This window comes from Sphingomonas sp. UV9 (assembly GCF_004101245.1).
Lineage (GTDB): Bacteria > Pseudomonadota > Alphaproteobacteria > Sphingomonadales > Sphingomonadaceae > Sphingomonas.
This window is the reverse complement of record NZ_SCIN01000003.1, coordinates 676956-689237: the sequence shown is the minus strand read 5'-3', so window position 1 is coordinate 689237 and position 12282 is coordinate 676956. Positions and strand designations below refer to the sequence as shown.

Genomic DNA, 12282 nt, shown 5'->3' with positions numbered 1-12282 from the left:
ACCATAACCAGCCAACATGCCATCGCCGTAAAAAGACATGCCAGCATTGTGCCCCCTCTCGTTCAATACCGTACCCGGCTTATTCCGCGGCGAACACGCCCTTCAACTTGGCGAAGAAGCCCTGGCTGGCCGGGCATTCGTCGCCGGTTTCCGTCTCGCGGAACATTTCCAGCAGTTCCTTCTGGCGGTTGCTGAGTCGGGTGGGGGTTTCGACGTCGATCTGCACCACCAGGTCGCCGAAGCCCCGGCCCTGCAGCACGGGCATGCCCGCGCCGCGCTGGCGGAGTTGCTTGCCCGACTGGATGCCGGCGGGAATCTTGACCTCGTGCGTGCGGCCGTCGAGGCCGGGGATCGATAGCGATCCGCCAAGCGATGCGACCGTGAAGCTGATCGGTGCGCGCGCGAACAAGGTCGTGCCTTCGCGTTCGAACAGAGCGTGCTTGGTCACGTGGAGGAAGATGTAGAGGTCGCCCGGGGGGGCACCGCGCGCGCCCGCCTCGCCTTCGCCCGACATGCGAATGCGCGTGCCTTCGTCGACGCCGGGGGGGACGTTGATCGAGAGCGTCTTGGTCTTGTCGACACGGCCTTCGCCGCGGCAGTCCGGGCAGGGATCGGCGATGACTTCGCCAGCGCCATTGCAGACCGGGCAGGCGCGCTCGACCACGAAAAAGCCTTGCTGCGCACGGACTTTCCCATGACCGCCGCAATGTTGACAGGTCTTCGCGCGAGTGCCGGCGCGTGCGCCAGAGCCGTCGCAGGTCTCGCAGAGCGCTGAGACGTCGATCGTGATCTCGGTCGTCTTGCCGTGGAACGCCTCCTCGAGGCTGACCTCCATGTCGTAGCGCAGGTCTGCACCGCGCCGTGCCGCGCTGCGGCCACCGCCGCCGCGCTGCGCGCCGCCCATGAATTCGCCGAAGACGCTTTCGAAGATGTCGCTGAAGCCGCCGAAATCCTGCGCGCCGCCGCCGCCCGCGCCGGCGCCGCCATTCTGAAACGCGGCGTGGCCGAAGCGATCATAGGCCGCGCGCTTCTGCGGGTCCTTGAGGCAATCATATGCCTCACTAACCGCCTTGAACTGCGCTTCGGAATCCTTGCAGCCCGAATTCTTGTCCGGGTGATATTTCATCGCGAGCTTGCGGTAGGACGACTTGATCGCCCCCGCATCCGCGGTCCGCTCGATTTCGAGCAGTTCGTAATAGTCTGTCTGGGTACTCATCGTCTTCGCCCTCTCCCCTCCGGGGAGAGGGTTGGGAGAGGGGCCGCCACACGCGGACCCTCTCGGTACTGCCCCTCACCCCGACCCTCTCCCCAAGGGGGAGAGGGGGAAGTCGTTTACGCCTTCGGGTTTTCGTCGACTTCGGAGAACTCGGCGTCGACGACGTCGTCGTCCTTCTTCGCCGCGTCGCCGTCGGCCGAAGGCGATGCGTCCGCCTGCGCCTGCTTCTCGTAGATCGCCTGGCCGAGCTTCATCGCGACCTGGGCGAGCGCGGTGCTCTTCTCAGTCATCGTGTCCGCATCGCCGCTTTCGACCGCAGCCTTGGTCGCGTCGATCGCGGCCTGGATCTCGGTCTTCAGCGACTCGTCGACCTTGTCGCCATTATCGGCGAGCTGGCGCTCCGTCGTGTGGACGAGGCTCTCGGCGTTGTTCTTCGCCTCGGCGCCCGCACGACGCTTCTTGTCCTCCTCGGCGAAGGTCTCGGCATCGCGGACCATCTGGTCGATGTCGTTGTCCGACAGGCCACCCGACGCCTGGATGCGGATCTGCTGCTCCTTGCCGGTGCCCTTGTCCTTGGCCGAAACGCTGACGAGACCGTTGGCATCGATGTCGAACGTGACCTCGATCTGCGGCACGCCGCGCGGTGCTGGCGGGATGCCGACGAGATCGAAATTGCCGAGCATCTTGTTGTCGGCCGCCATCTCGCGCTCGCCCTGGAATACGCGGATCGTCACCGCGCCCTGGTTGTCGTCGGCGGTCGAATAGGTCTGCGACTTCTTGGTCGGGATCGTCGTGTTGCGATCGATCATCCGGGTGAACACACCACCCAGCGTCTCGATGCCGAGCGACAGCGGCGTCACGTCAAGCAGAAGCACGTCCTTGACGTCGCCCTGCAGCACGCCGGCCTGGATCGCGGCGCCCATCGCGACGACCTCGTCCGGGTTGACGCCGGTGTGCGGCTCCTTGCCGAAGAACTGCTTCACGACTTCACGGACGCGCGGCATGCGCGTCATGCCGCCGACGAGCACGACTTCCGAGATGTCCTCGGGCTTCAGGCCGCCGTCTGCGAGCGCCTTGCGGCAAGGCTCGAGCGTGCGCTTGACGAGGTCCTCGACCATCCGCTCCAGGTCGGCGCGCGTGATCGACTTCACCAGATGCTTCGGGCCGTTCTGGTCCGCGGTGATGAAGGGCAGGTTGACCTCGGTCGACTGTGCCGAGCTGAGCTCGATCTTCGCCTTCTCGGCCGCTTCCTTCAGACGCTGCAACGCCAGCTTGTCCTTGGCGAGGTCGATGCCCTCCGCCTTCTTGAACTCGTCGGCGAGGAACTGGACGATCTTGTTGTCGAAATCCTCACCGCCGAGGAAGGTGTCGCCGTTGGTGGCCTTCACCTCGAACACGCCGTCGCCGATCTCGAGGACCGAGATGTCGAACGTGCCGCCGCCCAGATCGTAGACTGCGATCGTCTTGCCGTCCTGCTTGTCGAGGCCGTAGGCCAGCGCCGCCGCGGTCGGCTCGTTGATGATACGCAGCACTTCGAGGCCGGCGATCTGGCCAGCGTCCTTGGTCGCCTGGCGCTGCGCGTCGTTGAAGTAGGCCGGCACGGTGATGACCGCCTGCGTGACCGTCTCGCCGAGATACGACTCCGCGGTTTCCTTCATCTTCTGCAGCGTGAACGCCGAGATCTGCGACGGCGAGTAATCCTTGCCGCCCGCCGAGACCCATGCGTCGCCGTTCGGCCCGCGCGAGATCTTGTACGGGACCAGCTCGGTGTCCTTCTTGGTGATGGGATCGTCGAAACGACGGCCGATCAGGCGCTTCACCGCGAAGATGGTGTTGTCGCCGTTCGTCACGGCCTGGCGCTTGGCCGGCTGGCCGACCAGCCGCTCACCGTCCTTGGCGAATGCGACGATCGACGGCGTGGTGCGCGCGCCCTCGGAATTCTCGATGACCTTGGGCTTGCCGCCTTCCATCACGGAAACGCAGCTGTTGGTCGTGCCGAGATCGATGCCGATTACTTTAGCCATGAGTACTAACTAGCCCCTCGCATACGATAAAACGAAACCGGTTCCGCCCCGTTACGGCAGCGGAACCTTTCTGATGATGGGCGCGATATAGGTGGCCTCGCGCTTGCCGCAAGATTGTATGGGCCATAGGATGCGCAAGAGGCAGCGCCTGGAGAAAAGTAACCTATGCGTATCGTTTTTGGACTGGGTGTTGCGGCGATGGCACTGGCGTCGTGCTCGCAGCCGAAGGAACTGTCGGTCGACGGCGCCTATATCCGATTGGGCGCGGTGACCGGGCGGCCTGCAGCGGCGTATTTCACGGTCCATGGCGGGCCGACCCCGGCGACGCTGATCTCGGTCACCACCGACGTCGCGATCAAGGCGGAGATGCACGAGACGATGGCGAAGGACGGCGTGACATCGATGGCGCCACTGACGCGCATCGAGATCCCGGCGAAGACCGACGTCGCGTTCGCACCGGGCGGGCGGCACGTGATGCTGTTCAACATGAACCCGGGGATCAAGCCCGGCGCGCGGGCGATGCTGACGTTTGCGTTCTCGGACGGGACGCGAATTCTGTACAATGCGAACGTGGTCGCTGCGGGGACACCGGCCGGCCAGTGAAGCGCACGCTGACCGACGGCGAGACCGCGCTGGCGGCGTCGGTGTTCGGCGGCGCGATCGATTATTCCCAGGTAAGTCTGGCGCGGCGCAAATGGGCGTTCTTCCAGCCGCGCGACACTGTGATGGCGCCGCGTGGTTGCATCCACTTCCACCCCAAGGGCGAACTGTGGTGCGACGACTTCGCGCACGCCAACCTGACGTTGCAGGGGCTGTTCATCCACGAGATGACGCACATCTGGCAGCATCAGCGCGGCGTGTTCCTGCCCTTAGCGCGGCATCCCTGGTGCCGGTACGATTATGCATTCCGGCCGGGGGTGGCGCTGCACCGGTACGGGATAGAGCAGCAGGGCGAGATCGTGCGCCACGCCTTCCTGCTGCGAGCCGGGGCGAAGGTGGCGGGGGCACCGCCGCTCGCGCAATACGAGACGGTGCTGCCGTTCGTGCCGACATCGGTAATTTGAGGCCCGCCCCCCAATCCGTCATCCCAGCGAAAGCTGGGATCTCCCGCGGCAGGGGCGCGCGCTATCACCGGGAGATCCCAGCTTTCGCTGGGATGACGTGTTTGGATTGCGCTAAGGATTAGTCCGATGACGGCACATTAAAGCCAGCTACGACCATCCGGCCCGGCACATCCATAAGGCGGCAACTGGTCCGGGAAGCGCGCCTGCATCTTGTGGCAGCCCCAGGCGCGCATCGGTCCGGGCGCATAGCCGTTCAGCGCGATGCCGACCTCGTCATACGGGCTCGAACCGCGCGCGACATACATGTACCAACGCCCACCGAACATCACCGCCGCAGCGATGAGTACGACGCAAACGACTTGAACAATTTTCTGCATTGAAGACCCCTGTTGTGAAGAAGGGCGCCCCGTTGCAGGCAACATGGATCAATTTCAACCACCGATCTGGTAGTTCGCAACCCACCAAAACGGGGGAAATCGGCCGTTTACAGCGCGTCGAAATCGATAGGTCGTGTTCTATCAAGCGCTTGCGGCGCTTCGGGCATCGGATATTTCAGCCCCGTGGCGCAGTTGAAAAGAACGACCTTGTCGTCCTCATCGACCAGTCCGGTGCTCAGCGCCTGGGTGTACGCCGCCAGCGTCGCGCCGCCTTCGGGGCATAGCAGCAGCCCGTCCTGCTTCGCCGCGGCATCGACCGCCTTGAGGATCGCAGGATCGCCGACCGCCAGCGCCTGCCCGCCCGACTCCCGCACGGCGCGGAGAATCAGGAAGTCGCCGACCGCTTTCGGCACGCGGATGCCTGCCGCGACGGTGCTCGCATCTTCCCAGCGCTCGGCATGCTCCTCGCCCGCCTCGAACGCGCGAACGATCGGCGCGCAGCCGCTCGCCTGCACCGCGAACATCTTGGGGCGCTCCGATCCGATCCAGCCGAGCTTCTCCAGTTCGTCGAACGCCTTCCACATGCCGATCAGGCCGGTGCCGCCACCGGTCGGATAGAAGATCGCATCGGGCAGTTTCCAGCCGAACTGCGCTGCGAGTTCGAGGCCCATCGTCTTCTTGCCCTCGATTCGATAGGGCTCTTTCAGCGTCGAGAAATCGAACCAGCGCCCTTCCGCGGCGCCCTTGCCGACGATCGCGCCGCAATCGTCGATCAGGCCGTTGACCCGCCAGACGCGGGCGCCCTGCATCGCGATCTCGCGGACGTTGATCTCGGGGGTGTCGTCGGGACAGAATACGATCGTCTCGATCCCGCAACGCGTCGCGTAGGCCGCCAGCGCGGCGCCCGCATTGCCATTGGTCGGCATCGCGATCTTCGTGACGCCGAGTTCCTTCGCCATCGCCACCGCCATGACCAGCCCGCGCGCCTTGAACGAGCCGGTCGGCAGGCGACCTTCGTCCTTCACGAGGACATTGGGGCCGCCAGACTTGGGGATCGGCACGAGCGGCGTTTCGATCTCGCCGAGGCTGACGATGTTGGCCGTGTGGCGAACCGGGAGCAACTCACGCCACCGCCACAGATCGGTCGGCCGCGCCGCGATCGTGTCGCGCGAGATCGTCGAGCGCACCGCGTCGAGATCGTAGCGCACCAGCAACGGCCGCCCGGCGCGCGACAGGCCGTGCAGCTGGTCCGCCTCGTACCGCTCGCCGGTGATCGAGCATTCGAGATGCGTGACGAAGGTCTCGCGATCGGTGGTGAGGTTCTGGTTCAAGTCATCATCCTGCCGATGCCGAGAAGTGATCGTCACCCCGGACTTGTTCCGGGGTCCATCGTGCCGCAAACCAAACGGTCGTTAATGCGCGGAACGGTGGATGCCGGAACAGGTCCGGCATGACGGACGGTATTAAAGGAAAACAAAAAACAGTCCGATCAGCACGGCCACGACCGCCAGCCAGATGAAAAACTGCTTCCATGTATCAGGGCAAGCGGCGCCCATTCCCTCGATCGGCACTCCGACCAGATCGTGCACGCCGCTCTCCTCGTACCGTTAACCCGCCTTGGCGACGCCGACCATCGCCGGGCGCAGCAGGCGGTCCTTGATCATGTAGCCGACCTGCATCTCCTGGACGATCGTGCCGGCCGGCTGGTCGCTCGGGATTTCCATCATCGCCTGGTGCTTGTTCGGGTCGAGCATCTGGCCCTCCGACACGATCTTGGTAATGCCGTGGCGCTGGAACACGCTCTCCAGCTCGCGACCGGTCGCTTCAAGCCCGGTGACGAGCCCCTTCATCTTCTCGTCCGAGCGCAGGTCCGCCGGGATCGCCGACAGCCCGCGCGACAGGTTGTCGGCGACCGACAGCACGTCGCGCGCGAACGCGGTGGCGGCATAGGCACGTGCGTCCTGCGCTTCCTTCTCGGCGCGGCGGCGGACGTTCTGGATCTCGGCCTGTGCGTACAGGACGTTCTGCTTGGCTTCGGCGAGCTGATTCTCGAGCTCGGCGACGCGGTCGTTCGTGGCGACTTCGGGCGCGTCCTCGGCGGTTTCTTCGCGCAGGTCGGCAGGGGCGTTCTGGTCGGTCTCGGACATGGTTTTCCCTATAATTTGGGCCGGCTCAACCCATCAACCGGGCGAGCGTTGCGGCCGTGAAATCCACCATGGGCACGACGCGCGCATAGTTCAACCGCGTGGGCCCGATCACGCCGACCACGCCGACCACCCGGCCGTCCAATCCACGGAACGGGCGCGCGATGACGGAAGAGCCTGACAACGCGAACAATTTCGTCTCCGCGCCGATGAAAATCCGCGTCGAATCACCGGCGCGCGCACTGTCCAGAAGCGACGCGACTTCCTGCTTCCCTTCGAGATCGTCGAGCAGGTCGCGGACCCGGTCGAGATCGGCCGCGGCCGCCGCGTCGATCAGGCGCCCCTGCCCGCGCACGATCAGCACCGGGCGGCGATTCGCATCCTCGCTCCACACCGCGATTCCCTGCTCGACCAGCGTCCGCGCCGCGCCGTCGAGCGCCGCCTGCCCGTCCGCCAGTTCGCGCTCGATCCGGCCCCGCGCCTCGGCCAGCGTGAGCCCCCCGAGCGTCGCGGACATGTAGTTGCCCGCCTCGACCAGCGCGGACGGCGTCATGCCCGACGGCATCGCGATCACGCGGTTCTCGACCGACCCGTCTTCGCTCACCAGCACTGCCAGCGCCTGCTGCGGCGACAGCGTCACGAACGCGATCTGGCGCAGTTTCAGCTCGCGCTTGGGCACCATCACCAGCCCCGCGCACGCCGACAGCCCCGACAGCGCGAGCGTGGTGGCGGCGAGCGCCTCCTCGACCGGGCCGCCGACACCGGCGCGCGCCTCGATCGTCTGGCGCTCCTCGATCGATGGCTCCATCGCCTGCATCATGCCGTCGACGAACAGCCGCAGTCCCAGATCGGTCGGCATCCGCCCCGCGCTGGTATGCGGGCTGGCGAGCAGGCCGAGCCCCTCGAGTTCGCCCATCACGCCGCGAATCGACGCGGGCGAGAGGCTCAAGCCCGTCAGCTGCGCGATCGTCTTCGACCCGACCGGCGTGCCGCTGGCGAGATAGCTGTCGACGACAGCGCGGAAGATATCGCGCGCGCGGTCGGTCAGTTCGGTGACGGGGGGCGTGGCCATGCGCCTGATCTAGGCTGGCGAGCGACCAAACGAAAGGCTAGGCAACGCACATTGCCCACCACCCGTTCGTCCTGAGTAGGGACTGAGCGAAGTCGAAGGCCCGTATCGAAGGATATGCCCCAAACCGGCCAATCCTTCGATACGCCGCTTCGACACGCTCAGCAGCTACTCAGGACGAACGGAAGAAACTTAGGAATACATCATGCGCCCATCAGGCCGCGCCCCAGACCAGATGCGTGCGATCACGATCGAGCCGCGCTTCACCAAGCATGCCGAGGGCTCCGTCCTGATCGGTTTCGGCGACACCAAGGTGCTCGTCACCGCCAGCGTCGAGGAGAAGGTGCCGCCGTTCATGCGCGGCAAGGGCGAAGGCTGGGTGACCGCGGAATACGGCATGCTCCCGCGCGCCACCAATACGCGCAACAACCGCGAGGCCGCCAAGGGCAAGCAGTCGGGCCGCACGCAGGAAATCCAGCGGCTGATCGGCCGCAGCCTTCGCGCCGTCGTCGACCTGAAGCTGCTCGGCGAGCGCCAGATCGTGATCGATTGCGACGTGATCCAGGCGGATGGCGGCACGCGCACCGCGTCGATCTCGGGCGGCTGGGTCGCGCTGCGGCTCGCGATCGACGGGTTGCTCGCAAGCGGCAAGCTGACCGCCGACCCGCTGACGCAGAAGGTCGCGGCGATCAGCTGCGGCATCTATCAGGGTAATCCGGTGCTCGACCTCGACTATATCGAGGATTCGGGCGCGGATGCGGACGCGAACTTCGTGCTGCTCGAAAACGGCAACATCGCCGAGGCGCAGGCGACCGCCGAGGGCGCGACTTACGATGAGGAAGCGTTGCTCCGCCTGCTGCGGCTTGCGCGGATCGGCTGCACCGACATCTTCGCAGCACAAGCGAAAGCCGTCGCCAAGTGAGCGGCGAAGGGAAGGAACCGCAGGCGATCCGCAAGCTGCAACCCGGCAAGCTGGTCATCGCCAGCCACAACAAGGGCAAGGTCCGCGAGATCGCCGCTTTGCTCGAAGGTCATGGGCTCGAAGTGGTCTCCGCCGCCGAGCTAGACCTGCCGGAGCCCATCGAGACGGGGACGACGTTCTTCGCGAATGCCGAACTGAAGGCGCGCTCGGCCGCGGACCTGTCGGGCTATCCGGCGCTCGCCGACGATAGCGGGCTGTGCGTCGATGCGCTCGGCGGCGATCCGGGCGTCTACACCGCCGACTGGGCCGAAACGCCGACCGGTCGCGACTGGAACATGGCGATGCAGAAGGTCGAGGACGCCGTCCGCGCCAAGGGTCCGGACGCAAGCCGCGCCGCGCATTTCGTCAGCGTGCTCGCGCTCGCCTGGCCCGACGGCCATGTCGAATGGTTCGAAGGGCGTGCAGAGGGTACGCTCGTCTGGCCGCCGCGCGGCAATGTCGGGTTCGGGTACGATCCCATGTTCGTACCGCTCGGCCATGACCAGACCTATGCCGAGCTGCCGCACGAGACTAAGAACGCGATCAGCCACCGCAACGAGGCGTTCAAGCTGCTCGAAGCCGCGGTGTTCTGAGATTTTCCGTACGGCGATCCTCCCCCGCCAGGGGGAGGTGGCTGGCACTTGCCAGACGGAGGGGGAGGTTAGGAAAACCGCCGTTCCGTGTCCGCCCCCTCCGTCACCTACGGTGCCACCTCCCGCTGGCGGGGGAGGATTGCACGTCCGGGGTCAGCCGCTTCAGACGGCGATCTGTTGCTTCCTCGGCCAGTTTACCTCCGGCAGCGCCTCGAACGCGGGTTTCGCCAGCAGATACCCCTGGATATAGCGCACCCCGAGATCGCGCAGCGCCGCGAACTCGCCTTCGGTCTCGACGCCCTCGGCGATCACCGAAATCCCGAGCTCGGTGCACATCCGCAGCATCCCCTCTACGATCATCCTCCTCGGCAGGCTGGTGTCGATGTCGCGGATCAGCTCCATGTCGAGCTTGATGATATCCGGCTGGAACCGCGCGAGCAGAGTGAGCCCGGCATGGCCGGCGCCGAAATCGTCGAGCGCCGTTCCGAACCCCATCTTCTGATACGTCCCGATGATGTTCGCGACATGCACCGGATCGAGCATCTCCTCGTTCTCGGTGAACTCGAAGATGAGGCGATCGGTCGGCATACCGACCGCGCCCGCGGTCTTCAGCGTGAGCTGGATGCAAGCCGCCGGCGAATACACCGCGTTCGGCAGGAAATTGATCGACAGTCGCGAAGGCGTATCGAGCAGCCCCGCCTCCACCGATGCCTCGATCGCGCGAACCCGGCATTGCTGGTCGAATGCGTAGATGTTCGCCGAGTCGACCTGCCCCAGCACGCTCGCCGCCGACTGCCCCTCGGGACCGCGTACCAACGCCTCGTACGCGAAGACGGTTTCTGTCTCGATATCGACGATCGGCTGGAACGCCATGGAGAAGGCGAACGACAGGCCGGCGCCGTCGCGGCATCCGGCGCACCCGCCAGGACGGACTTCGGGCTTGAGCTTTGATTGCATTGAAGCAGGTTAACCTGAGCCGACTTAAGAAAGTACGACCGACGACGAGGTTTCCACTTGCTCCAGATCAATATGCCCGTTCACCGAAGACGTTGCCGGGGGGCGAATATCGGCACACCAGATAGTCGTCGGTCTTGTTGCTCGCCATCGCACAGCCGACCTGGGTCGAGCCGCGCCAGACGATCTGCGTATAGTGCGCGACGTCCTCGAACTTGCCGGTGCGGCTGAACCCGGGGGTCGGCATGTTGATGAAATCGCGCTTCTCGGCGACCCAATGCCCGATCATCTCGGGATAGGCATAGGCGTAGCGCGTGCCGGTCCAGAGGTTTTCGCCTTCACGCCTCATGTCCTGGGGTTGCGGGGCGTGCGCGAACTTGCGGGTCCGCGCCATCTCCTCGGCATAGGCGCGCGCGGTCGTCGCCAGCGTGTCGCTCCAGCTCAGCGGCGCCACGCCCACCGCGGCGCGCGCGGCGTTGTGGCCGTCCATCATCGCGGTCTTGAGCAGGCTCGCACCGCGCGGTGCCGGCGCCATCGATTCGCGCGGCTCGACGACTCGCTCGGGCCCCTGCACGCAGCCCGCCAGCAACAGCGCCCCGGCGATCGCCAAACCCATCCGTGCCGTCATAGCGCTTCCTTCGGCCGCCCCGTGCGACCATATGCGCGAGATAATGGCCGTCTTCGAAACACCAAGCCCCAACGCTCATCAACCGGGCGATCTCGCGCTCTACGTCCACTGGCCGTTCTGCGTGTCGAAATGCCCGTATTGCGATTTCAACAGCCATGTTCGCGACGAGGTGGACCAGGCGGCGTGGCGCGCCGCGCTGCTGACCGACCTCGCGCATGAAGCGCGCGTGCTGCCGGGGCGGAAATTACAGTCGATCTTCTTCGGGGGTGGCACGCCGTCGCTGATGCCGCCCGAAACCGTCGCGGCCGTGCTGAATGCGGCGGAAAAGGCATGGGGGTTCGCCGAGGGAATCGAGATCACGCTGGAGGCGAACCCATCCTCGGTCGAGGCGGCACGGTTCGCCGATCTGGCCAGCGCAGGCGTGAACCGGGTGTCGCTCGGGCTGCAATCGCTCGACGACCAGGCGCTGAAGTTCCTCGGCCGCGCGCATGACGTGAACGAGGGGCAGGCGGCGCTCGCGACCGCGCAGCGCGTCTTTCCCCGCGTGAGTTTCGACCTGATCTACGCGCTCCCCGGCCAGCGGCTCGACGACTGGCGTGCGGAACTCGCGCGCGCGCTGAGTCTCGGGACGGAGCATCTGTCGCTGTATCAGCTGACGATCGAAGCCGGCACACGGTTCGCGACCGAGGCTTTGGCGGGTCGGATCGTGATCCCCGATGGCGACTCCGCGGCCGACCTGTTCGAGGTGACGCGCGCCGACACCGCGGCGGCGGGGCTGCCCGCGTACGAGACGTCGAACCACGCGCGGCCGGGGTCGGAGAGCCGCCACAATCTCGCTTACTGGCGCTACCAGGATTATGCCGGGATCGGTCCGGGCGCGCATGGCCGGCGTGGCGGGCTGGCGACGGTGCGTCGCAAGAAGCCGGAGAACTGGCTGGCCGCGGTCGACCGCAACGGCCACGGCATGGAGGTGGAAGACCCGCTGACGCCATCGACCCGCGCGACCGAGGCTTTGCTGATGGGATTGCGGTTGGCGGAAGGGGTCGATCTGGACCGGATCACGGCGCTCAACGCGGGCGTGGTGCCTGTGGACATGGCGGCGGTGGCGCGGCTGGAGGATCTGGGACTGATCGCGCGCACGCCCGGTCGGCTGCGTGTCACCGAAGCAGGTGCGCTGCTGCTCGACGCCATCCTGCCGGAGATCGTGACCGCCTGAGACCCGAACACGCTGCCCGTCCGTCATGCCGGGCTT

14 protein-coding genes are annotated in these 12282 nt (G+C 65.9%); 5 read left to right on the top strand and 9 right to left on the bottom strand.

What is annotated here, in order from left to right; all coding sequences use genetic code 11:
- Positions 1–79 precede the first annotated feature (79 nt).
- Positions 80–1216 carry a molecular chaperone DnaJ gene (gene dnaJ / locus EQZ23_RS15430; protein ID WP_128455292.1) on the bottom strand — a complete coding sequence of 379 codons (1137 nt, stop codon included), beginning with the start codon at positions 1214–1216 and terminating at the stop codon, positions 80–82.
- Positions 1217–1332: 116 nt separating this feature from the next.
- Positions 1333–3240 carry a molecular chaperone DnaK gene (dnaK, locus tag EQZ23_RS15425; RefSeq protein WP_128455291.1) on the bottom strand — a complete coding sequence of 636 codons (1908 nt, stop codon included), beginning with the start codon at positions 3238–3240 and terminating at the stop codon, positions 1333–1335.
- 165 nt (positions 3241–3405) lie between these two features.
- Here dnaK and EQZ23_RS15420 point away from each other — a divergent pair, with 165 nt between their 5' ends.
- The gene (locus tag EQZ23_RS15420; protein ID WP_206364274.1) at positions 3406–3843 is read left to right on the top strand and encodes a copper chaperone PCu(A)C; all 438 of its coding nucleotides are present in this window, start codon (positions 3406–3408) and stop codon (positions 3841–3843) included.
- Positions 3840–4304 (top strand): vgr related protein, encoded by a 465-nt coding sequence (locus EQZ23_RS15415; protein ID WP_128455290.1) that lies wholly within the window; start codon positions 3840–3842, stop codon positions 4302–4304. The genes EQZ23_RS15420 and EQZ23_RS15415 overlap by 4 nt, the downstream gene beginning before the upstream one ends.
- 137 nt (positions 4305–4441) lie before the next feature.
- Here EQZ23_RS15415 and EQZ23_RS15410 read toward each other — a convergent pair whose 3' ends face one another.
- From EQZ23_RS15410 to hrcA, 5 genes are all read right to left on the bottom strand, one after another.
- A complete protein-coding gene (locus tag EQZ23_RS15410; protein WP_128455289.1) occupies positions 4442–4681 on the bottom strand; it encodes a hypothetical protein in 240 nt (79 codons plus the stop codon).
- A 107-nt stretch (positions 4682–4788) separates the two neighbouring features.
- Positions 4789–6012 (bottom strand): threonine synthase, encoded by a 1224-nt coding sequence (locus EQZ23_RS15405; protein ID WP_128455288.1) that lies wholly within the window; start codon positions 6010–6012, stop codon positions 4789–4791.
- Positions 6013–6144: 132 nt separating this feature from the next.
- A complete protein-coding gene (locus tag EQZ23_RS20505; protein ID WP_276318479.1) occupies positions 6145–6270 on the bottom strand; it encodes a hypothetical protein in 126 nt (41 codons plus the stop codon).
- A gap of 18 nt (positions 6271–6288) precedes the next feature.
- On the bottom strand, positions 6289–6828 hold the full coding sequence (gene grpE, locus EQZ23_RS15400; protein ID WP_128455287.1) for a nucleotide exchange factor GrpE: 540 nt from the start codon (positions 6826–6828) through the stop codon (positions 6289–6291).
- A gap of 25 nt (positions 6829–6853) precedes the next feature.
- Positions 6854–7897: a heat-inducible transcriptional repressor HrcA gene (gene hrcA, locus EQZ23_RS15395; RefSeq protein ID WP_128455286.1), complete on the bottom strand. Its 1044-nt coding sequence runs from the start codon at positions 7895–7897 to the stop codon at positions 6854–6856.
- Positions 7898–8099: 202 nt separating this feature from the next.
- Between hrcA and rph the strand changes: the two genes are divergently transcribed.
- Both rph and rdgB read left to right on the top strand, forming a co-directional pair.
- Entirely contained in the window at positions 8100–8816 is a 717-nt protein-coding gene (gene rph / locus EQZ23_RS15390; RefSeq protein ID WP_056055360.1) for a ribonuclease PH, read from the top strand.
- Positions 8813–9448 (top strand): RdgB/HAM1 family non-canonical purine NTP pyrophosphatase, encoded by a 636-nt coding sequence (rdgB, locus tag EQZ23_RS15385; protein ID WP_128455285.1) that lies wholly within the window; start codon positions 8813–8815, stop codon positions 9446–9448. The genes rph and rdgB overlap by 4 nt, the downstream gene beginning before the upstream one ends.
- A gap of 162 nt (positions 9449–9610) precedes the next feature.
- Here rdgB and EQZ23_RS15380 read toward each other — a convergent pair whose 3' ends face one another.
- Entirely contained in the window at positions 9611–10321 is a 711-nt protein-coding gene (locus EQZ23_RS15380; RefSeq protein WP_128455623.1) for an EAL domain-containing protein, read from the bottom strand.
- Between the two features lie 151 nt (positions 10322–10472).
- Entirely contained in the window at positions 10473–11030 is a 558-nt protein-coding gene (locus EQZ23_RS15375) for a CAP domain-containing protein (RefSeq protein ID WP_128455284.1), read from the bottom strand.
- 43 nt (positions 11031–11073) lie between these two features.
- Between EQZ23_RS15375 and hemW the strand changes: the two genes are divergently transcribed.
- The gene (gene hemW, locus EQZ23_RS15370; RefSeq protein ID WP_128455283.1) at positions 11074–12246 is read left to right on the top strand and encodes a radical SAM family heme chaperone HemW; all 1173 of its coding nucleotides are present in this window, start codon (positions 11074–11076) and stop codon (positions 12244–12246) included.
- The last annotated feature ends 36 nt before the right edge of the window (positions 12247–12282 follow it).

Coding starts and splice junctions, on each gene's coding strand:
- rph (WP_056055360.1), top strand. CDS start 8,100: ATGCGCCCATCAGGCCGCGCCCCAGACCAGATGCGTGCGATCACGATC.
- hemW (WP_128455283.1), top strand. CDS start 11,074: ATGGCCGTCTTCGAAACACCAAGCCCCAACGCTCATCAACCGGGCGAT.
- EQZ23_RS15410 (WP_128455289.1), bottom strand. CDS start 4,681: ATGCAGAAAATTGTTCAAGTCGTTTGCGTCGTACTCATCGCTGCGGCG.
- dnaJ (WP_128455292.1), bottom strand. CDS start 1,216: ATGAGTACCCAGACAGACTATTACGAACTGCTCGAAATCGAGCGGACC.
- EQZ23_RS15420 (WP_206364274.1), top strand. CDS start 3,406: ATGCGTATCGTTTTTGGACTGGGTGTTGCGGCGATGGCACTGGCGTCG.
- hrcA (WP_128455286.1), bottom strand. CDS start 7,897: ATGGCCACGCCCCCCGTCACCGAACTGACCGACCGCGCGCGCGATATC.
- grpE (WP_128455287.1), bottom strand. CDS start 6,828: ATGTCCGAGACCGACCAGAACGCCCCTGCCGACCTGCGCGAAGAAACC.
- EQZ23_RS15380 (WP_128455623.1), bottom strand. CDS start 10,321: ATGGCGTTCCAGCCGATCGTCGATATCGAGACAGAAACCGTCTTCGCG.
- dnaK (WP_128455291.1), bottom strand. CDS start 3,240: ATGGCTAAAGTAATCGGCATCGATCTCGGCACGACCAACAGCTGCGTT.
- EQZ23_RS15375 (WP_128455284.1), bottom strand. CDS start 11,030: ATGACGGCACGGATGGGTTTGGCGATCGCCGGGGCGCTGTTGCTGGCG.